The sequence below is a fragment of the Arcicella aurantiaca genome, assembly GCF_003148625.1.
Classification (GTDB): domain Bacteria; phylum Bacteroidota; class Bacteroidia; order Cytophagales; family Spirosomataceae; genus Arcicella; species Arcicella aurantiaca.
This window is the reverse complement of the sequence record NZ_QGGO01000047.1, coordinates 6,131-25,664: the sequence shown is the minus strand read 5'-3', so window position 1 is coordinate 25,664 and position 19,534 is coordinate 6,131. Positions and strand designations below refer to the sequence as shown.

The following is a 19,534-nucleotide window of genomic DNA, read 5'->3' as shown; positions in this document are numbered from 1 at the left end:
AGTACAATTCACAGGCTATGCAAGTATATGCTAAAAGATGGACTATTGAGTGTTTTTTTAAAGCCATTAAAACCGCTGGTTTTAATATAGAAGATACTCACTTGAAAGACCAAAAACGCCTCGAAAAACTATTAGCAGTTATTGCCATTGCTTTTGTTTGGGTGTATTTGATTGGTGATTATGAAAATCAACAAAAAACAATCCCTATTTTAGCCCATCAAAGAAGAGCTTTTAGCATTTTTAGGTATGGATTAGACCACCTAATAAAAGCATTAACCTTTGATAGTCAGATAATTAAACATTACTTACAACTTTTGACACGTACTTAGATTTCTTTGACAATAAATATTACTGTTGTAATGTTCTCATCTTTCATCAACAAGTCTTCTAACTTTTCACTCAATGCGATTGCTCTTGTAATATTCCAACTATAAAGACTACTTCTTATACTATCTTGATAGTTTTTTGAATTTTCTTCAATTAATTCAGAAGTTTTCTTTATCTGGATTTGTTGGTGTATTGAAAACCCTAATGCAATAATTGTTATTAAAGTACCTATTATTGAAATTATATTAATAGGAGTTCTATCATCGGGACAAAAACTAACAAAAAATATTATCAAAAAAATTACGGTAGCAATAAGTGTAAAAATTCCTAAAATTGACCAATCTCGTTTACTCATATTTTATCTATTGTAGCATTAGATATAATACAAAATAACATTATCTTTCTTTATTTAAAAAATTTATTTCAAACCGTAAGAACAAAAATGCTTCCAGTTTTCTAAAGTTACATACCATTCACAAACCAACAACCCTGATTATTCCTTTTTTTTAATCAAATAATTATATTTTTTACTTTAAAATTGAACTTTTGTAAGAAAACAGTCCATTTTAATTCCAAGTATTAAATGGATAATGTATTTTTACAGTATCGAATGATATGAGTAGAAATAACTGTAACCAAAATATGTCTTTTCAAAGAAAAACCAAAATTGTAGCCACTGTTGGTCCAGCTTCTGAGTCCAAAGAAATGTTGACCAATTTCGCCAAAGCGGGTGTAAATATTTTCCGTCTGAACTTTTCTCATGGTACACACGAAGACCACCTAAAAAGACTTAAAACTGTCAGAGAAATTTCTGAGGAATTAGATACAAATCTTTCAGTTCTTCAAGATTTACAAGGTCCAAAAATCCGTACACAATTAGTTGAAAATAATGGTGTTGAAATTAAAGCGGGTAACTTGCTTACTTTCGTGATGGATGAAACCTTAATGGGAACTTCTGAGCGTGTAGGTACAACTTATACTTCTATGTATTTGGATGTAACTGTTGGCGAGAGAATTTTGATGGATGATGGTAATTTGGAAGTTAAGGTATTAGCCATTGACAAAGAGAAGAAAGAAGTAATTACTGAAGTTGTTTACGGAGGAATTTTGAAATCTAAAAAAGGTATCAACTTACCAGGAACAAAGGTTTCATTGCCATGTTTGACTGAAAAAGATATTAAAGATTTATATTTCGGTTTAGATAATGGTGTTGACTGGATTGCACTTTCGTTTGTTCGTACTGCGGCTGATATTCATGATATTAAAGATAGAATTAAAGCCTATGGTAAAGCCACGAAGGTTATCGCTAAAATTGAAACGCCTTTCGCTATTGATAATTTAGACGAAATTATTGAAGCTACTGACGCAATTATGGTTGCTCGTGGTGACTTAGGTGTTGAGATTGACGGTGCGAGAGTTCCACATTTACAGAAATTAATGGTTGAGAAATGTACTTTGGCAGGTAAGCCTGTTATTGTGGCAACTCAAATGTTGGAATCAATGATTAGTAATCCTGTTCCAACACGTGCTGAAACTTCTGACGTTGCCAATGCGGTACTTCAAGGTGCTTCTGCAACGATGTTGAGCGGTGAATCTGCTTCGGGTGCTTATCCATTAAAAGCTGTTGAAACAATGGCTCACATTCAGGAAGTTGTTGAAGAACAACAAAATGAAATCAAAATTGTGAAAGGTGACGAAGCCTCTATTTACTTCAAAAATCACTCATTAAGCAATAGCGGTTCAAAATTCCCTCTTAACGACCGTATGATTGCAGGTGCTTGCCGTTTGGCTCGTGATACAGAAGCAAAAGCAATTTTATGTATCACAAACAGTGGATATACAGCCTTCCGTTTGTCGGCACACCGTCCAAAAGCTAATCTTTATGTTTTCACTTCAAACAAAGCCGTAAAAACTGAAATGGGTTTATTGTGGGGTGCAAATGTATTCTATTATGAATCTTTAGGAAAAGACGTTGAAGCAACTGTAAAAGGAATGACCGAAATTTTGAAATCTAAAGGGTTATTAACAAAAGGAGATACTTTTGTAACTACTTTGAGCGTTCCATCAAATCAAGATTTGAAAACAAATACAGTTCAATTAGGAACGGTAGAATAGTCTTTGAATAAATATATTGAAAAGCCTCGTAAATTAATTTTTACGGGGCTTTTTTTGTTTACACGTATTCTCTCTTTAATCATGAATTCTAAATCTCAAAATCCTATGCAACTGTATTTTAGTCCGAACCGTCTGTAATAGTAATACTAAAACTTTAAAATCATGAATAAGGTAATTACGATATTACTCAGTTTCTGCATATTCTCAACTTATGCACAACAAACAATCAGCGATTGGAAATATCAAAAAGATATGAGTTCCAATCCTCAAAATTTTGTAAAAGCAGGCAAAAAAATCTATTTCGTAGCCACTACGCCTGAATACGGGCGTGAACTTTGGGTTACGGAAGGCACTTCGGAATCTACTAAATTGGTGAAGGATATTATGGTAGGTGAGAATAGTGGATTAGTTGAACCCGCTAATTTTTATAACTACACTAATTATAACTTTGTGAATAATGTAGCTCCGCTTGAAGATGGAACACTTTATTTTGTAGCCTCTGACAACCCCAACGAAAAACCAAAAATTTGGGTTACTGATGGAACTGAAAAAGGGACAAAAATCTATCAGAATGAGGTGAAAGGAACACTTTTTCATACGGGGGATGAATTGGTAGAATATGAAACTACTCTACTTGGCAAAATGATTATATACCGTAAAGCAAACAAAGTAGATACCATATCAGTGGTGGGAAGAGCGAGTCCAATTTTAAGAAGTGGTTCTGTACTAACATTAGGAATGTACGGCAGTGAAAGCCCCGAAAGATATTTCTTCATGATTTCAGTGGATATGAAAGATGCCAAAGTGAAGGTCAAAACGCCTACATTGTATTTTCAAGATGGATTCCGAAACACTACCTTGTGGGATGGTGATATGTTCGCAACTCATAACAATAAAGTGTTTCGGATGAATACAAAAACGGGCATTTTGGATACTTTATTTGTGGGTAATAAAAATTCTAATCTCAACGTCCAGTCGCTATATTCTACCAATCAGAAGTTATATCTTACCGTAAGCAATAAAGTATATTACTTGCAAAGTGATAAGTTTTTACCTACGGGTAATACCGTGCTTGAGGATGTGCTAAGTCTTCCGAGTGGTACGTATGAAGAGTATGTAGTAACATCTTATGATGCTAAGAATGATATACTGTACAGTTTTAGAAATGAAAACAATTGGAAAGACCTCAACGTGAAGGGAATTAGGCTTTCTGATAATAAATTAGTGAAAGATTTTAAAATACCTTCTTTCAGTTCGATTTCGAATTATACAGCTTATTCTTCTTTCAGAAATGTCTCCGAATTTACGAAAAACAAAGTTTTTGTATCTGCAACAAATGAACCCTATGGAATGAAAATTTTAGATATTTCGAATGAAAAAATAGTTGATTTTAAATTTACTGCGATTGAAATCTACTACGGAATTTCAAACCGTAACTATGTAAATATTGCTGATACAGATAATTTTTTAATGAGTGACCCTGACCCATCCAAAATTACGGATAGAGAATTGTATTTATTTGATAGTCAAACAGATAATGTAAAGTTATTAAAAAACATCAATACCACAGGAATCTCAACGCCAAAGGTTTATACCACTACTTTCAATGGCAAATTAGTCCAAGTATATAGTGGTGAACAGGGAATTATGCTTGGGGTTTCGGATGGAACCAAGGCTGGGACGAAGGATTTGAAATTGTTGGTTAAGAATTACAGTACTTCTCAATTAAGAGCTGTTGTTTTTCAATCTATTAATGAACGCTTAGGTATTTTAATCACTACTCAAAATGCGACTTCTGACTCAAACGACTCCACTTTTCTTTACGTCATTAATTTAAAAAATGAGGATATTAAATTACTTGTAAAGAATAAATCAACATTTTCTATGGGTAGTGGAATTAATGGCACTTTTGGTGGTGAGATTAAACAAATTAATCCAAGTCTCTTATCTGTAAAAATCTATCCCTTTATGTTATTTACTACTGATTTGACTATTGAAAATACAAAATTCATAAATGGAAATGTGGGTATTTTAACCATTTCAGATAAGGAATTAATTTTTGCAAATGCTACTCCTTTTTCGCCATATTTTTATAATTCTGATGGTGAAGGGTCATATTTACTTAAATTTAATGTAACTACTCAGAAAATAGATACCATTCCAAATTCACAAAAGTGCGTAATGGTAAAACAAGTAAATAACAAGATTTATTTTGTCTCTCGAAAAAACAATAAAAGCTACGTTACAGATGGTAATACAACAACTGAACTTGTCGGGATACAAACAATTGCTGATGTTTTTACGGTAAAAAATAAAACTATCCTGTTAGAGAGTTTACAATCATCTGGAATAGATAATACTAATTTTAGCTATTATACAACTCAATTTAATTTCTGGCAAATAGATGGTAATACAACTAAAAAAGTGTTTTCTTACAACAGTACAAACCGTGACGATAATTTAAAAATAGACACTAAAATTTGGGAAATAAATGGAAGGGTTCTTTTGATTTCTAATGTAACGGGTCTGTACAGAAATGTGAGTAGCGAAAATAAAATTCGGTTTTATGAAATTAAAAACGATTTAACTTTCGAAGAAGTTTATCAAATGAATAGAACAGACGGTTATTTTGGCTCTCCAAGCCTTTTTGAATTTGATACTTTTAAAGCAATCGATGTTTTGAATAAAGGTATTTTGTTCAAACAAATTCAGAATGACAATCAAATATTTTATGTAATGCAAGATGATTTTATCCAACGAGAGGTTTATAGAGTAAACGTTAGAAATAGAGTAAATCCATACTTCGGTCAAGAACAACAAAATAAAGCTTATTATTTCGTTTCAAATGGGAGTTTATTTATATCAGACGGTAGTCAAAATGGAAGTCAAGAACTTATAAACAACAGTTTAGAAAAAGATTATTATTATGATATTTACAAAATTGCCCACTCTTCGGATAAAAATATTGGTGAGTTTTACTTTTCGTTTATTAATACTGAGGTACATGGGATAAACTTCTTTAAAACCGATGGTACAAAAAATGGTACAATCCAATTAATAAAAGGAAGTAATATCAGTACACATTATACGGGTAAAGATGAGAAATTAGGAATAATTGGGAATAAAATACTTTTTAGAAAGCCAAATGCGACTACCTTGCAAGCAGAAGTATGGACTACGGAAGGCACTATCTCAACTACTCAAAAATTAAAAGACTCTGATGGAAATATTCTATCTCAACCTCTGAATTTTACTTATGATGGTTGGCAAAATCTCCCCAAAATCAACAATAAACTCTATTTCTCTCGTCAAACCGAAAAGAATGGTTATGAACCTTGGGAAACTGACGGCACGCCAGAAGGCACAAAAATGATAGGTGATTTGGTAAAAGGCATTCAAAGTTCAAACCCTTACCAGTTTATTGAAATCAATCAGTTGCCTTATTGTATTGCTACTGAGGAAAATAAATCGTTACAATTATGGTCGTTTTGTAATCCAAAAGTATCATTAAATGTGGATAAAAGCTCTCCCATTTACACCGAGGAGGTCAAGCTATTAGCAACCCAAAATAATGACTGGAAGTATCAATGGCTCAAAGATGGTAAGGCATTGGATAAAGCAAATACTACGACTTTCACAGCTACGGTCTCTGGAACGTATCAGATAAAAATAGAGGATAAAATTGGGTGTACAAATGTGTCAGATTCCATCGTGATAAATTTTACTCAGAAGATTTTAGCTAATGAAGAATTAACGGATGAATTTGAGTTGAATGTCTTTCCAAATCCAGCCCAAAATGATTTAAACGTAATTTTTAATAAAAAAAGTAAAGGTGTTTTCCATGTAAGCCTTTATGATTTATCGGGTAATTTGTTAATAAATCAGGATGTTCAATCGAATACTACAAATACTATTTCAACTCAAAATTTGAGTTCAGGGACGTATTTTATTCGGTTAACGAATGGGGAAAAACAGACCATTCGGAAAATAATGAAGCATTAGAAATGAGTTTAAATCTATGTAGAAAGAGTTTTATACAAAACCACTTCATTAAAATATATCATTCCTTCTGGGCGAAGAATTTAAAAAGCCTTGTGAATTAATTTCACAAGGCTTTTTAATAAATCAAAATATATCTTCTTAAAAATTTCTCTCTCCTGCTTCTCTTTTACCTAACATTACTGCACCAACCATTGCTACAAAGAAAAGGACTGAAACCAATTCAAATGGTAAAACGTAGTCACGGTATAAAATTTTACCTAAACTCTCAACCATACCTGTTTGTGAACTATAATTAGCGATAGTTGCATCTCCAGACAAATCCATTTTACGAGTTGCCGCTACCATAATTACCAATAATGTTCCTCCTAATATCGCTCCTGCTAATTTAGTAAGTGTATTTTTGGAGTCTGGCATATTTTTCCTCAAATCCATCATCATGATTACGAAAAGGAATAATACCATGATTGCTCCTGCGTAAACCACAATATTTACTGCCATCAAAAACTGTGCATTTAATAACACATAATGTCCTGAAATACAGAAAAATGTGAAAACTAAATACAAAACGCTATGGATTGGGTTTTTAGACAAAACCACCATTAAAGCACTCAAAAGCGTTAAAGCTGTTAAAAAATACCAAAAATTCATGTCTTTTTAAGGTATTAGGGGTTAGTGGTTGGGGGTTAGGGATTTGCACCCTTCCTTAATACGCTAAATCCTAAATTTTTATTTATTTCAAATTTTAAAACGAAAGCCTATTGGTATAACTTTTAGAGAAAGTAGCGTTTGTTCAATTACTAACACCTAAATCCTAAAACCCAACACCTTCAAAATTACTTCCAGCCTTCTCTTAAATAACGGTTATCCATTTTCTCAACCAATTTATCTTTCCCGAAAATTACTTCAGAACGGTCTTCAAAAACAGGTACCATTTTATCATGTTGTAAATAGATTGCTTGTTTAGGACAAGCTTCTTCACAAAGTCCACAGAAAATACAACGAAGCATATTGATTTCGTAAACACTTGCGTATTTCTCTTCACGATATAAATGCTCTTCGCCTTTTTTACGCTCATCTGCTACCATTGAAATTGCTTCCGCAGGACACGCAACTGCACATAAACCACAAGCGGTACAACGTTCTGCTCCTTGTTCGTCACGTTTCAAGATGTGATGTCCACGAAAAACAGGGCCTAAATAACGCTTTTGCTCTGGATAACGGATAGTTACTTTTTTAGAAAAGAAGTGTTTTAAAGTCGTACCCATACCACCTACAATTGCAGGAAGATAAATACGCTCAGCAAAGGTCATTTCTCCTTGTTCTAAGACTTTAGTTTTATTACTTAACTTCATATTTCTGATTTGAAAATTATGCTGTTGCTAATTTTTTCTTTTTGTATTGAGACTGGCTATAAAATGCGGTTACTACTAACATAACTGCAACACCCGCCCACGACAATAAAACGGTCATCCAGTTTGAACCTTCTCCGTTTACGGTAAATAACATGGTTGCACCTGTAAGAACAACATTGAACATTGAAAGTGGAATTAAGCCAGTCCAACCTAAGCCCATTAATTGGTCATAACGGAAACGTGGCAATGTCCAACGTACCCACATGAAGATGAATACAAAAATTAATGCTTTTCCGATTAAAGCTCCTACGCCTAAAAGAGCAGCGATATTCATTCCAAATTTATCCAATACAAATTCATAACCTGGGTAATCATATCCTCCAAAATATAAAGTTGCCATTACTGCTCCAGAAATAAACATATTGATGTATTCTGAGAACAAATAGAAACCTAATTTCATAGAAGAATATTCTGTGTGGTATCCACCGATAAGCTCAGTTTCACACTCAGGTAAGTCGAATGGAGTACGGTTACATTCGGCGAAAGCACACACAATAAAAATCACAAAACCTAATGGTTGGTAAAGGATATTCCAATGTCCATTTTGTTGTGTTTCTACAATTGTTTTTGTTGAAAGCGAACCTGACAACATCAAAATAGCAATGATAGAAAGACCCATTGCTAATTCGTAAGAGATATTTTGAGAGGCAGCACGGATAGCTCCTAACAATGAATATTTGTTATTTGAAGCCCAACCTCCAATCAAGATTCCGTAAACACCTAATGACACAATACCAAATACCCAAAGAATACCGATATTTACGTCAATTCCTTGCAAATCAAGAAATACGTCTCCTCCTAAATCTAATTTATCACCAAAAGGCACAACCGCTGAAGTCATCAAAGCTGTAAGCATCGACAAACAAGGAGCTACGATAAATAACCATTTACTTGATTGAGAAGGAATAAAATCTTCTTTCATGAACATTTTCACAGCATCGGCAAGTGGTTGCAAAATCCCGAAAGGTCCTGCACGGTCTGGCCCAACACGGTCTTGCATAAAAGCCGCAATGATACGCTCAAAGTATGTCGAATAAGCCGCAACGCCCAAAGTAATAGCAAAAATAACGCCTACATAAATAGCTTTTGCGGTAAATAAAGTTGATGTAATTTCCATGTTTTTGGGGGTTAGGGGTTAGGAGTTAGGAGTTGGTGTTTCTATCACAACAAACTCTCAAATCCCAATCCCCAAATCCTAATGTATAATTATGGGTAAAATTTTTGACTAATTTTTTAATGCCTAAATCCCAACCCCTAAATCCTAATTCAATTGTTTCTGTGGTGCTAAAAATGAACGGTCACGACTGTCGTCAATTTTCTTGTACTGTTCAGCAGCTTGTTGTAATGGAAATGCTGGCTTAATAGTACTTGCTCCGTATTTATTAGCTGAAATTACTGAGTTTCTTGCAATTTTTGTTGGTCCTTCTAAAGTCCAATCTGAAGTTTTCTTACGCTCAAAACGGCAAGTGTTACAGATAAATTCTTTTACTTCGCCCCATTCATTTTTGCGAGCTGTTACTCTGATAACTTCGTCTCCTCTGTACCAAAGTGTTACTTTTCCAGAACATTTGCCACAGCTACAACTTGCATCTTCTGGTTTCGAGAACCATACACGGCTTTTGAAACGGTAAGTTTTATCAGTTAATGCTCCTACTGGACAAACGTCAATTACGTTTCCAGAGAAATCATTGTCGATTGCTTTCTCAATATAAGTGCTAATTTCGGCATGGTCACCACGGTGCATAACCCCATGAACACGTCCATCTGTAATTTGGTCAGCCGTATAAACGCAACGGTAACACAAAATACAACGGTTCATGTTTAATTTGATGTAAGGACCTAAATCAACTGGCTCGAAAGTATTACGTTCTTCAACAGTACGAGTTTTTGACACTCCATGTTCAAATGAAAAATCTTGTAGGTGACATTCTCCTGCTTGGTCACACACTGGGCAATCCAATGGGTGATTCAACAATAAGAATTCAACAATACCTTTACGAGTTTCTAATACTTGCTCGTTGATAGTATTTTCCACAATCATACCGTCTTGTACTTGCGTAATACATGAAGGCACAAGTTTTGGCATTGGACGTGGGTCTTTTTCAGAACCAGCCGTTACTTTCACTAAACAACCACGGCATTTACCACCCGAAGCCTTTAAAGGTTCGTAGTAACACATCGCAGGTGGAGCAATATGTGGCCCAATTTGGCGAGCCGCATTCATGATTGTAGTACCTGGTTCTACGTCAATCGTAATATTATCTATTGTAACTTTCATCTAAGTTATTCTTATTTTTGAGCTTGATAATTAAGAATTAAATCAAGCATTTCTTCTTTAACTAATTCCGAATCAATCATATCTTCTAATTGTTTGGGAGAAAATGCTCCTCCAAATGCTTCATCAGCAGCATCAGATAATGCAAAATCAAAACTTTCTTCAATGGCATCTTTAAGTTCTTCGGTTTTTAAATAATATCCTTTTGAACTACGTCTTTTATTTGACTTAAATATACCTTGAAGTGAAAATTTTATTGACCTTTCCCAAGATGGAGTAGTCCTTTTTTCAGCGTATCGTTTTATTAAATGTACTAATAAAACGTGCATAAAACTCTCTACTTTAACAATTTTATCATCTTTTGCCATCTCATCCATTTCGTCAATTAGGGCGAGTGCGGCTGTGTAGTCGTGTTGTTCGACCATCTTACGAAGTGCCTCTAATTCTTCCATAATATTAATTTGAAAATTTGGTAATTTGAAGATTTGAAAATAACTACAAATATTCAAATATGAATGAACAATAAATTGGAAGTTGTGATGATATATTCAAATTACCACATCTTCAAATTATCAAATTAAAGACTCCAACTTGCTCCTTCACGCATGAAAACTGCTCCTTTTTGGGTAGCTTTTTCTGGGTGGTTAATGTGCCATTCAAACTCATCACGGAAATGACGAATCGCAGCAGCAACTGGCCAAGCAGCAGCATCTCCTAATGGACAAATGGTATTTCCTTCGATTTTCTTTGCAACGTCAACCAATAAATCAATATCTTCTTGGCGACCTTGTCCGTGTTCGATTCTGTATAAAACTTTATCCATCCAACCTGTTCCTTCACGGCATGGCGAACATTGTCCGCAAGATTCATGGTGATAAAAACGTCCGAAAGTCAACGTATTATGAACGATACAAGTTGTTTCATCCATTACTACAAATCCACCAGAGCCTAACATTGTTCCTGTGGCAAAACCACCATCAGAAAGTGATTCGTAAGACATCAAACGATTTTCACCGTTGGTTGTTTTCAAGATTAATTCAGCAGGAAGAATTGGCACTGAAGAACCTCCCGCTACAACTGCCTTCAATTTATGTCCATCACGGATACCACCACACCATTCATCTGCATAAATGAAATCTTCAACAGTAATTCCCAATGGCAATTCATAAACACCAGGTTTACGAACGTGTCCAGAAACAGAAATTAATTTTGTACCTGTTGAGCGACCAATACCAATTTTAGCGTATTCGTCTCCACCGTTGTTGACAATCCAAGACGTTGCAGCAATTGATTCTACGTTATTTACAACGGTTGGGCATTGCCACAAACCTTTTACAGCTGGGAATGGAGGCTTATTACGTGGATTACCACGTTTTCCTTCTAATGATTCCAATAAAGCGGTTTCTTCTCCACAGATATATGCACCACCACCTAATTGTACGTGTAGGTCGAGGTCATAACCAGAACCTAAAATATTTTTACCAAGAAGTCCTTTATCACGAGCTTCTTGAATAGCTTTTTCAAGAATTGTAGCTACATACATTAATTCACCACGAATATAAATGTATGAAGTATTTGCACCCAAAGCATACGACGAAACAATCATTCCCTCAATTAAAGTATGAGGAGATTTCATCATCAAGTAGTGGTCTTTAAAAGTACCAGGTTCAGATTCGTCAGCATTACAAACTAAATAACGAGGAATACCTTCTGGTTTTGCTAAGAAAGACCATTTCATTCCCATCGGGAAACCTGCTCCACCACGTCCACGAAGTCCTGATTTTTTAACTTCCTCCGTTACTTCGTCGGGAGTCATTTTTTTCAAGGCTTTTTCAACAGCAGCGTATCCACCATGCTTTCTAAAAACGTCAATCGTTTCAATGCCTTGTACGTCAATATGTTCGGTTAATATTTTCATTTGTAATCCGTGTATTCTTTATCAATTATCGACTTTGAGGTCGGCTAATTTCAGCATTAACTATTTAGATAACTCTTCAATGATTTCGTCCACTTTCTGAGTTGTCAAATTCATGTAATATTTTTCACGAATTTGGAAAACTGGTCCCCAACCACAAGCGGCTAAACATTCTACTTCTTTAATAGTAAATTTACCATTAGCAGTTGTTTCACCTGTTTCGATACCCAATTTAGTTTTCAAATGGTCATAAACTTCTACACCACCCATCAAGCAACAAGGACCTGTACGACAATATTCAATTACGTGGTCTCCAACAGGTTCAAGGTGAAACATCGTGTAAAAAGATGCTACCTCATACACCTCAACAGGTTTGATATTTAACAAACTTGCTACATAGTCCATCACTTCTGGCGAACACCATTTCCACTCTGCTTGAGCTAAGTGTAAAACGGGCAACAAGGCTGATTTTTGTTTTCCTTCTGGATAACGCTTGATTATTTCATGAACTTTTTCCAACGTACTGGCTGGAAACTGTATGGTCTGCGTATTGGTCATTTTTTATTTTTTACGATGTTCGATTTACGATATTCGATTTGCGTAAATGTATGATAATCAAATGATTGAAATTTTAAAATAAAATCAATCTTCTTCATCTAAATAATATTCTTTTTCAAAAACCTCTTCCCAAGTTAAGACTTCAGGGTTAAAGTTATTTTTTTTGGAAATTCCCATTTCATATTTAGCATCATCAATTGCTGATTCAAAACAGTTATTCCAAACTTCTTCAGCATAATTTTTATTAACACTCGGTGTGTCTTCAAAAATTATCTGCATCTCTTTTCTTCCATTTCTAATTGTTCTTACCCAACTATTTGAACGTTTTTCTGGTTGATATTTCCATTTCAAAACGTGCATCATTACTAACACTAAGAAAGTTCTGAATTCACGTTTATCTTTTTTAGCCATATTTTGATAGAGATATTCTAAGCCAATAAGTGCCTCAGAATAATCATATTTTTTGATACGTTCTTCGATAGAAGTTATCGTTTCATAATATGATTCCGATACTAAATTTTGCCATTGTGTACTGGTCATAACAACCTCCTTTTTTAGATACTAAACGTCTAATTCTCCAGCAATTACATTCATTGATGACATCGTAACGATAGCATCTGAAAGTGTTGTTCCAACAATCATTTCTGGGAATGCTTGATAATAAATAAAGCATGGACGACGGAATTTCAAACGATATGGAGCTCTTCCTCCGTCTGAAACTAAATAGAATCCTAATTCTCCGTTTCCACCTTCTACTGAATGATAAACTTCTCCAACTGGAGCATCAATTTCACCCATCACAATTTTGAAGTGGTAAATCAAAGCTTCCATATTAGAATAAACCTGTTGTTTTTCAGGCAAGTAATAATGTGGAGCATCTGCATGATAAGGCCCTTCTGGAAGGTTTTGTAAGGCTTGTTTGATGATGTTCAAACTTTGCCACATTTCTTCTCCACGAACCAAGAAGCGGTCGTAAGTATCACCTTTTGTTCCAACTGGCACTTCAAATTCAAAATCTTCGTAAGATGAATATGGATTCATAGCACGAACGTCATAATCAACTCCTGTTGCACGAAGGTTTGGACCTGTAAAGCCATAGTTTAATGCTCTTTCTGCCGAAATCATTCCCACATCTTTGGTTCTATCCATGAAGATACGGTTACGTTTAACCAAGCCTTCAAATTCTAAAAGCACTTTAGGAAAATCATCTAAAAGAACGTTGATTTTACGAATGGCTTCTTTTGACAAATCACGTTCCATTCCACCAAAACGACCCATATTGGTAGTTAATCTGGCTCCGCACATTTCTTCATAAATTTCGTAAATGTGTTCACGCCATTGCATTACGTACAAGAAACCTGTTAAAGCTCCTGTATCTACTGCCAAGATTGAGTTACAAATGATGTGGTCAGCGATACGAGCTAATTCCATCATAATAACTCTGATGTATTGAGCTCTTTTTGGCACTTCAATACCCAATAGTTTTTCTACTGTCATGTGCCATCCCATATTATTGATTGGCGACGAGCAGTAGTTCATACGGTCAGTAAGCGTCGTGATTTGATAAAGCGGACGACGTTCGGCGATTTTCTCAAAAGCACGGTGAATATACCCTACTGTTTGTTCAGCATCTACGATTGTTTCTCCATCCATCGTTAAGATGTTTTGGAAAATCCCGTGTGTAGCTGGGTGTGTCGGACCTAAATTTAGGGTCGAAAGGTCGTTCACATATTTTTTATTTTCTTGTGCCTTGGTTAATCCCACATTTGGGTTCGACACTAATGCTATTTCAGCCATATTATGCTTACTTCTTGTTGTATATCTTGGTATTATCGCCCAAATAAGGCATCAATCTTATCTTCACGTGTGGCATCTTCCAACGGATATTCTTTACGCATTGGGTGATAATCCATATCTTCTACGTTCAGGATTCTTTCCATTTTGGGGTGTCCTGTAAAAGTAATTCCGTAGAAATCAAAAGCTTCACGTTCCATCCAGTTTGCACAGGCATACAAACCTGTAAGGGTTGGTACAGCGATGTTTTCTCTTGAAACATAAAGTTTGATGATTAATCTTATGTTGTTTTCAAGACTATGCAAATGATAAATAACGCCAAATTCATGACTTGGAACATCGGGGAATTGGATGCCTCCTAAGTCAGTCAAAAATTGGAATTTGAACGTTGGATGTTGATATAAATAGTGCATCAACGGGATGATGGTCTCGGTAGTAGTTGTTACGTTCAAAATACCGTAATTTTCTGTAATACCGAAGATTCTTTCTTCGCCAAATTGTGCGACTAAATCTTGTGCTATTTGTTCGTTTGTCATTGGTCAGTGAGCAGTTGTCAGTAAGCAGTTATCAGTAAATAGTAAATAATTATTCGTAAGATTTTAGAAAACTAACTGAAAGAAATCTATATGAATAACTAATAACTAAGAACCAATAACTAATAACTGGTAACTGATAATTGATAACTGTTACTCGATTCCGTAAGAAGCTAAAAGAGCTTTATATTCGTCAGAATCTCTTCTTCTTCTTTGTTCTGATTTGGCTAATTCTTGAATTTGCATAAAACCATCCAAAATTTGTTCTGGACGTGGTGGGCATCCTGGTACGTAAACATCAACAGGAATTACACGGTCAATGCCTTGCAATACTGAATAAGTATCAAAAATACCCCCAGATGATGCACAAGCCCCAACTGAAAGTACCCAACGAGGTTCTGCCATTTGAAGATATACTTGTTTCAAGACAGGAGCCATTTTTTTTGCAATTGTACCCATTACCATCAAAACGTCTGCTTGACGTGCCGAAAATGACATACGCTCAGAACCAAAACGTGAAATATCGTAGTGAGAACCTGCTGTTGCCATGAATTCAATACCACAGCATGATGTTGCAAAAGGTAAAGGCCAAAGAGAGTTAGCACGTGCAAGACCTACTAAATCGTCTAATTTTCCTGCAAAGAAACCTTGTCCTTCAATTCCAGCAGGGGCATCAACTGTTTTTATTATTCTATCGCTCATTGTATTGGTTATGAGTTATTGGTTATTAGTTATTGGTTATTAGTCAATCAGCATACCGCTTTATTTATACTTCCAATAATCAAAACAACTAAACCATAATCTGAATATTTTATATCCTTATTTAAACGCTATGTTTTGGAGAAAAGTTTTATTAATTTTCTAATTACCAGTAGCGGTACTCCGCCCGACCAATAACTATTTCTCCCAAGTTAAAACTCCTTTTTTGATTACATAAATAAAGCCTGCTAATAACAAACCCATAAATACAATCATTTCAAGAAACATATTGATTGCTACTTCTGATGAAGATTTTACCCAACCCATAAAGTTTACTGCCCATGGATACATAAAGATAATTTCTACGTCAAAAAGCACAAATAAGATGGCTACTAAGAAATATTTTACAGAGATTGGAGTCCTTGCATCTCCCACAGATTCGATACCGCATTCAAAAACTTCGTCTTTAAGTTTACTATGACGCTTTGGCCCAAGCCAGTGAGTGGCAATCATTGTTCCAATGATGAAAGCTAAGGCTGCTCCTAATTGTACAAGGACAGGAAGATAATCAGATGGTTGGTAGTTCATAATTTATTTGATTTTCAAGCACTTACATTAATTGTTTACAGAAAGTCATAAGTTGCTAATAAAATAGCAATGCTTATCGGCATTTCTATTTTTTCATTTCTACTTGAATTAAGTCGCAATTTACTTATAAAATTTTGTTTACGATATTATTTTAATCTTAAAATTGGGTAATATTTAGCATTAAGAGATATTGATAGAATTCATAAATATTTTTGAGGCTATTTCAGTTGTTGTTCAGATAAGCAAAAATAGTGCGAAATTGAATATTTTTGTTATTCTACAAAATATGTATTTGTGAAAATTAAGGTAACAGCATTCATTTCCCTTACGAACAGGTTATTCGTACTACAAACATGATTATTAGAATCGTTAGAATGACTTTTCAAGAAGATAAAGTTGAAAATTTTATGGAGATTTTCAATCGTTCCAAGCAATACATTAGAGCTTTTGATGGTTGTCAGCATTTAGAATTATTGCGAGACAAAAACACGCCCAATATTTTGATGACGTACAGTTATTGGAATTCTGAAAAGCATTTGAATATTTACCGAGATTCTGAATTATTCAAAAGCACATGGGCAGCTACGAAGGTTTTATTTGCGGATAAGCCTGTGGCTTTTTCTTCGGAAAGGATTGAGAGTGTTTTTGTTTGAGCGTGGACGCTTTGGTGGTTCAAACGTGGATGGTTGAACCATTTGGCTCGCCGTTGTCTGTGTCTCCACAGACGACCCAATTTATCGTCTGTGGAGACACCATAGCCCTCAGGTTAAAGGACTGCTTCGGAGAAGCATAACCTTTGTAGTCGGTGATTGTCAGCGAGTTAAAGTGCTTCGAAGAAGCATAACATTAATTTTAATATTGGGCTTCTCCGAAACCTAAACGTCTGATAATCAATACTTTCTACAAAGGTTAAACATCTCCGATGTTATTAGCCTGACGGCTATGGTGGAGACACAGACTACGGCAATAGGATTGAGGTAATTTGATGCTCAAATATTCAAAAAATTTCATTTTCAGTAGAAATACCTCCATGAATGCGTAAAAATACTTGTATTTTAAAACAGGCGTTTTTACCCTGCCACAGCCAATTGTTTCCTGCCAACTTTGTATCACTCAAAAACAAATGAGGCGTGGAAGTTTGCAACACGAAATTATGCGAACGATAACACATCAAAATAACTCATACAATGGCACAATCAGTTGGCAAATTTAGTCTTCACAATGGAGGCGGTTTCGTAGTTTCAATTTCTTTTGATTATTTGGACGAAAATCTACAAAAGCAACGTTCAAAAAGTGGTTCAAATTTCCCTCTTGGACAAACGGATACTGTTGACCCAGGCACTTTGGGCGTACCTAATGGAGCAACTTTATGGCTTCATGCAGACGTAGTTTGGGGAACGGATAACGTTGCTACTCAAGGATTTATCTATCAGTCGGGGGGAGCTTTAACGGCTGCTTACACCATTACGGGAACTACCTTAGACAATACAATGGGCTTAATCAGTGTGTCATAGTTTAGTCCTCTCTACCTTAATCTATGCAAAAAGCCTTTCTGTTGACATGAACAGAAAGGCTTTTTTATTTTAGATTTGTTATCTTAAACTTCAAACAAAGACCTCAATTCTTTCGCTTCTGAAGGTTGCATTCTTCCTGCTAACACTAAACGCAATTGACGACGACGTAACGCTCCATCGTACAAAGCTTTTTCTTCTTCCGTTTCAGTAATCAATTGTGGTACATCAATCGGGCGACCACTTTGGTCAACCGCAACAAAGGTAAAAAATGCTTTATTGGTTGATACTCTTTCTTGTGCAGGAATATTTTCAGCCCAAACGTCTATCACTACTTCCATTGATGAACTGAATGCACGTGTTACTTTCGCTTGAAGCGTCACGACGCTTCCTAAAGGTATTGATTCTTTGAAAGAAACATTATCGACCGATGCTGTTACGACAATTCGGTTTGAGTGTTTCTGAGCACATATTGCCCCTACTACATCCATCATACGCATCAAATTTCCACCCATTAAGTTACCTAATGTATTGGTATCGTTCGGGAAAATCATTTCGGTCATGGTAGTTAATGACTCTGACGCTAATTTAGTTTTTGACATATATTTAAGTAGTACAGGTCTCTAACCTGTATTTTGCTGAATGAAATTATTTAAAAACAGGTTGGAAAGCTGTGCTACATTTCTTTTACTTCATTGATTTCATCAAGATTGACGGTTTTGAAATATTCGTAGGCTTTTAGAATAATGGCTAAAGCTATGACCGATTCACAAACTGCCACGACAATCACAAAAAGTGAAAACATTTGTCCTTGTAAATTGGGGTCGTTTTTACTAAATGCTACCAAATTGAGATTTACGGCATTCAGCATTAATTCTATTCCCATCAAAACTACAATGACGTTACGCTTAGTAACAACAACTCCTAAGCCAATACTAAAAAGTAAAGCACTCGTGAGCAAATAATATGGAAGAAAACTATTGTCCATTTTATGTATTTTATGTCATTGCGAACTTAGTGAAGCAATGACAACTATTAACTATTTTTTTTACTCAAATATGCCGCACCAATTAAGGTTGCCATCAATAAAATTCCTGATGCTTCAAATGGCAAAACGAAATTGGTCATTAATTGAACGCCAATTGCTTGGGTGGTAGCAGTTGGTTCGGCAGTTTCAAATAAGCCGTTTTGAATTTCCACAAAATTTGCTCTGGCAAATGTGTAAAATAATAACCCAAAAATTCCTCCTGCTACTAAAAAACCTAAAATACGATTAGTGCTTTCTGTAAAAATGTCATTTTGTACATTTTGTTTATTGCCTTGCTGATTGGTGAGCATGACACCAAAAATCAACAAAACTAAAATTCCGCCTACATACACGAGAATTTGGGTAACTGCTAAAAAATCTGCTCCTGCCAAAACATACAAAGCTGCCATTCCTAAAAAAGTCATGAGCAAACTAAATGCGGCATAGAGGACATTTTTTGACCATAATACAACGCCAGCAGAAACCACTGTGAGAAGTACAAAAGCTATGAAAATATATTGAATCAAGGTCGGATGTGAGTTATGAGTATATGAGTTATGAGTATATGAGTATATGAGTATATGAGTATATGAGTATATGAGTATATGAGTATATGAGTTATTTAAGCACATTTTGGGGAGGAAATGCAAGTAAATGGCTATGTATTTTCTCCTGAATCTGGTCTTTTAAACTTGGGTTTGAATGCAGGTTTTGGCTTTGGAGCTTCTTCCGCTTTTACTTCACTATTCTCTAAACTCTGTTCTCTATTATCTATATC

Annotated in this window: 21 protein-coding genes; 5 read left to right on the top strand and 16 right to left on the bottom strand. The window is 35.1% G+C overall.

Annotated features, from left to right (window positions below):
- Nucleotides 1-329 (top strand): transposase (locus tag LV89_RS23975; protein ID WP_146199229.1); only part of this gene is annotated, 329 nt, incomplete at its 5' end.
- Here LV89_RS23975 and LV89_RS23970 read toward each other — a convergent pair.
- Nucleotides 326-682, bottom strand: coding sequence for a hypothetical protein (locus tag LV89_RS23970; protein ID WP_109745529.1), 357 nt, complete (start codon nucleotides 680-682; stop codon nucleotides 326-328). The two genes, LV89_RS23975 and LV89_RS23970, sit on opposite strands and share 4 nt — an antisense overlap.
- 287 nt (nucleotides 683-969) lie before the next feature.
- Here LV89_RS23970 and pyk point away from each other — a divergent pair, with 287 nt between their 5' ends.
- Complete coding sequence (pyk, locus tag LV89_RS23965) at nucleotides 970-2,442, top strand: pyruvate kinase (RefSeq protein ID WP_109745532.1); 1,473 nt, start codon at nucleotides 970-972, stop codon at nucleotides 2,440-2,442.
- A 162-nt stretch (nucleotides 2,443-2,604) separates the two neighbouring features.
- On the top strand, nucleotides 2,605-6,444 hold the full coding sequence (locus LV89_RS23960; RefSeq protein WP_109745528.1) for a T9SS type A sorting domain-containing protein: 3,840 nt from the start codon (nucleotides 2,605-2,607) through the stop codon (nucleotides 6,442-6,444).
- A 138-nt stretch (nucleotides 6,445-6,582) separates the two neighbouring features.
- Here the strand turns inward: LV89_RS23960 and LV89_RS23955 are convergent, their stop codons facing one another.
- From LV89_RS23955 to LV89_RS23900, 12 genes are all read right to left on the bottom strand, one after another.
- The gene (locus tag LV89_RS23955; protein ID WP_109745527.1) at nucleotides 6,583-7,092 is read right to left on the bottom strand and encodes an NADH-quinone oxidoreductase subunit J family protein; all 510 of its coding nucleotides are present in this window, start codon (nucleotides 7,090-7,092) and stop codon (nucleotides 6,583-6,585) included.
- A 185-nt stretch (nucleotides 7,093-7,277) separates the two neighbouring features.
- Nucleotides 7,278-7,796: a NuoI/complex I 23 kDa subunit family protein gene (locus LV89_RS23950; RefSeq protein ID WP_109745526.1), complete on the bottom strand. Its 519-nt coding sequence runs from the start codon at nucleotides 7,794-7,796 to the stop codon at nucleotides 7,278-7,280.
- Between the two features lie 16 nt (nucleotides 7,797-7,812).
- Nucleotides 7,813-8,973 (bottom strand): NADH-quinone oxidoreductase subunit NuoH, encoded by a 1,161-nt coding sequence (gene nuoH, locus LV89_RS23945; protein ID WP_109745525.1) that lies wholly within the window; start codon nucleotides 8,971-8,973, stop codon nucleotides 7,813-7,815.
- 144 nt (nucleotides 8,974-9,117) lie between these two features.
- Complete coding sequence (locus LV89_RS23940; protein WP_109745524.1) at nucleotides 9,118-10,134, bottom strand: NADH-quinone oxidoreductase subunit G; 1,017 nt, start codon at nucleotides 10,132-10,134, stop codon at nucleotides 9,118-9,120.
- An 11-nt stretch (nucleotides 10,135-10,145) separates the two neighbouring features.
- Nucleotides 10,146-10,583 (bottom strand): DUF29 family protein, encoded by a 438-nt coding sequence (locus LV89_RS23935; protein ID WP_109745523.1) that lies wholly within the window; start codon nucleotides 10,581-10,583, stop codon nucleotides 10,146-10,148.
- Nucleotides 10,584-10,708: 125 nt separating this feature from the next.
- Nucleotides 10,709-12,049, bottom strand: a complete 1,341-nt coding sequence (gene nuoF, locus LV89_RS23930; protein ID WP_109745522.1) for an NADH-quinone oxidoreductase subunit NuoF — start codon at nucleotides 12,047-12,049, stop codon at nucleotides 10,709-10,711.
- Between the two features lie 60 nt (nucleotides 12,050-12,109).
- On the bottom strand, nucleotides 12,110-12,604 hold the full coding sequence (locus tag LV89_RS23925) for an NADH-quinone oxidoreductase subunit NuoE family protein (RefSeq protein ID WP_109745521.1): 495 nt from the start codon (nucleotides 12,602-12,604) through the stop codon (nucleotides 12,110-12,112).
- A gap of 84 nt (nucleotides 12,605-12,688) precedes the next feature.
- Entirely contained in the window at nucleotides 12,689-13,144 is a 456-nt protein-coding gene (locus tag LV89_RS23920; RefSeq protein ID WP_109745520.1) for a DUF29 domain-containing protein, read from the bottom strand.
- Nucleotides 13,145-13,165: 21 nt separating this feature from the next.
- The gene (gene nuoD, locus LV89_RS23915) at nucleotides 13,166-14,401 is read right to left on the bottom strand and encodes an NADH dehydrogenase (quinone) subunit D (protein WP_109745519.1); all 1,236 of its coding nucleotides are present in this window, start codon (nucleotides 14,399-14,401) and stop codon (nucleotides 13,166-13,168) included.
- 32 nt (nucleotides 14,402-14,433) lie between these two features.
- Complete coding sequence (locus LV89_RS23910) at nucleotides 14,434-14,934, bottom strand: NADH-quinone oxidoreductase subunit C (RefSeq protein WP_109745518.1); 501 nt, start codon at nucleotides 14,932-14,934, stop codon at nucleotides 14,434-14,436.
- A gap of 150 nt (nucleotides 14,935-15,084) precedes the next feature.
- Nucleotides 15,085-15,633, bottom strand: coding sequence for an NADH-quinone oxidoreductase subunit B (locus LV89_RS23905; protein WP_109745517.1), 549 nt, complete (start codon nucleotides 15,631-15,633; stop codon nucleotides 15,085-15,087).
- 195 nt (nucleotides 15,634-15,828) lie between these two features.
- Complete coding sequence (locus tag LV89_RS23900) at nucleotides 15,829-16,218, bottom strand: NADH-quinone oxidoreductase subunit A (RefSeq protein ID WP_109745516.1); 390 nt, start codon at nucleotides 16,216-16,218, stop codon at nucleotides 15,829-15,831.
- A gap of 353 nt (nucleotides 16,219-16,571) precedes the next feature.
- Here LV89_RS23900 and LV89_RS23895 point away from each other — a divergent pair, with 353 nt between their 5' ends.
- Both LV89_RS23895 and LV89_RS23890 read left to right on the top strand, forming a co-directional pair.
- Nucleotides 16,572-16,871 (top strand): putative quinol monooxygenase, encoded by a 300-nt coding sequence (locus LV89_RS23895; protein WP_109745515.1) that lies wholly within the window; start codon nucleotides 16,572-16,574, stop codon nucleotides 16,869-16,871.
- A 534-nt stretch (nucleotides 16,872-17,405) separates the two neighbouring features.
- Nucleotides 17,406-17,732: a hypothetical protein gene (locus LV89_RS23890; RefSeq protein ID WP_109745514.1), complete on the top strand. Its 327-nt coding sequence runs from the start codon at nucleotides 17,406-17,408 to the stop codon at nucleotides 17,730-17,732.
- 83 nt (nucleotides 17,733-17,815) lie between these two features.
- Here LV89_RS23890 and LV89_RS23885 read toward each other — a convergent pair whose 3' ends face one another.
- The 3 genes from LV89_RS23885 to LV89_RS23875 all read right to left on the bottom strand — a co-directional run bounded on the left by LV89_RS23885 (nucleotide 17,816) and on the right by LV89_RS23875 (nucleotide 19,283).
- Nucleotides 17,816-18,331, bottom strand: coding sequence for an acyl-CoA thioesterase (locus LV89_RS23885; RefSeq protein ID WP_109745513.1), 516 nt, complete (start codon nucleotides 18,329-18,331; stop codon nucleotides 17,816-17,818).
- A 74-nt stretch (nucleotides 18,332-18,405) separates the two neighbouring features.
- Entirely contained in the window at nucleotides 18,406-18,717 is a 312-nt protein-coding gene (nuoK, locus tag LV89_RS23880) for an NADH-quinone oxidoreductase subunit NuoK (RefSeq protein ID WP_109745512.1), read from the bottom strand.
- Between the two features lie 47 nt (nucleotides 18,718-18,764).
- Nucleotides 18,765-19,283: an NADH-quinone oxidoreductase subunit J family protein gene (locus LV89_RS23875; RefSeq protein ID WP_229201589.1), complete on the bottom strand. Its 519-nt coding sequence runs from the start codon at nucleotides 19,281-19,283 to the stop codon at nucleotides 18,765-18,767.
- Between the last annotated feature and the right edge of the window lie 251 nt (nucleotides 19,284-19,534).

Excerpts from the sequence above, each read along its gene's own strand:
- LV89_RS23885 (WP_109745513.1), bottom strand. The coding sequence starts at position 18,331 with ATGTCAAAAACTAAATTAGCGTCAGAGTCATTAACTACCATGACCGAA.
- LV89_RS23955 (WP_109745527.1), bottom strand. The coding sequence starts at position 7,092 with ATGAATTTTTGGTATTTTTTAACAGCTTTAACGCTTTTGAGTGCTTTA.
- LV89_RS23900 (WP_109745516.1), bottom strand. The coding sequence starts at position 16,218 with ATGAACTACCAACCATCTGATTATCTTCCTGTCCTTGTACAATTAGGA.
- nuoK (WP_109745512.1), bottom strand. The coding sequence starts at position 18,717 with ATGGACAATAGTTTTCTTCCATATTATTTGCTCACGAGTGCTTTACTT.
- LV89_RS23920 (WP_109745520.1), bottom strand. The coding sequence starts at position 13,144 with ATGACCAGTACACAATGGCAAAATTTAGTATCGGAATCATATTATGAA.
- nuoD (WP_109745519.1), bottom strand. The coding sequence starts at position 14,401 with ATGGCTGAAATAGCATTAGTGTCGAACCCAAATGTGGGATTAACCAAG.
- LV89_RS23950 (WP_109745526.1), bottom strand. The coding sequence starts at position 7,796 with ATGAAGTTAAGTAATAAAACTAAAGTCTTAGAACAAGGAGAAATGACC.
- LV89_RS23905 (WP_109745517.1), bottom strand. The coding sequence starts at position 15,633 with ATGAGCGATAGAATAATAAAAACAGTTGATGCCCCTGCTGGAATTGAA.
- LV89_RS23940 (WP_109745524.1), bottom strand. The coding sequence starts at position 10,134 with ATGAAAGTTACAATAGATAATATTACGATTGACGTAGAACCAGGTACT.
- LV89_RS23910 (WP_109745518.1), bottom strand. The coding sequence starts at position 14,934 with ATGACAAACGAACAAATAGCACAAGATTTAGTCGCACAATTTGGCGAA.
- nuoF (WP_109745522.1), bottom strand. The coding sequence starts at position 12,049 with ATGAAAATATTAACCGAACATATTGACGTACAAGGCATTGAAACGATT.
- LV89_RS23895 (WP_109745515.1), top strand. The coding sequence starts at position 16,572 with ATGATTATTAGAATCGTTAGAATGACTTTTCAAGAAGATAAAGTTGAA.
- LV89_RS23925 (WP_109745521.1), bottom strand. The coding sequence starts at position 12,604 with ATGACCAATACGCAGACCATACAGTTTCCAGCCAGTACGTTGGAAAAA.
- LV89_RS23960 (WP_109745528.1), top strand. The coding sequence starts at position 2,605 with ATGAATAAGGTAATTACGATATTACTCAGTTTCTGCATATTCTCAACT.
- nuoH (WP_109745525.1), bottom strand. The coding sequence starts at position 8,973 with ATGGAAATTACATCAACTTTATTTACCGCAAAAGCTATTTATGTAGGC.
- LV89_RS23890 (WP_109745514.1), top strand. The coding sequence starts at position 17,406 with ATGGCACAATCAGTTGGCAAATTTAGTCTTCACAATGGAGGCGGTTTC.
- pyk (WP_109745532.1), top strand. The coding sequence starts at position 970 with ATGTCTTTTCAAAGAAAAACCAAAATTGTAGCCACTGTTGGTCCAGCT.
- LV89_RS23935 (WP_109745523.1), bottom strand. The coding sequence starts at position 10,583 with ATGGAAGAATTAGAGGCACTTCGTAAGATGGTCGAACAACACGACTAC.
- LV89_RS23970 (WP_109745529.1), bottom strand. The coding sequence starts at position 682 with ATGAGTAAACGAGATTGGTCAATTTTAGGAATTTTTACACTTATTGCT.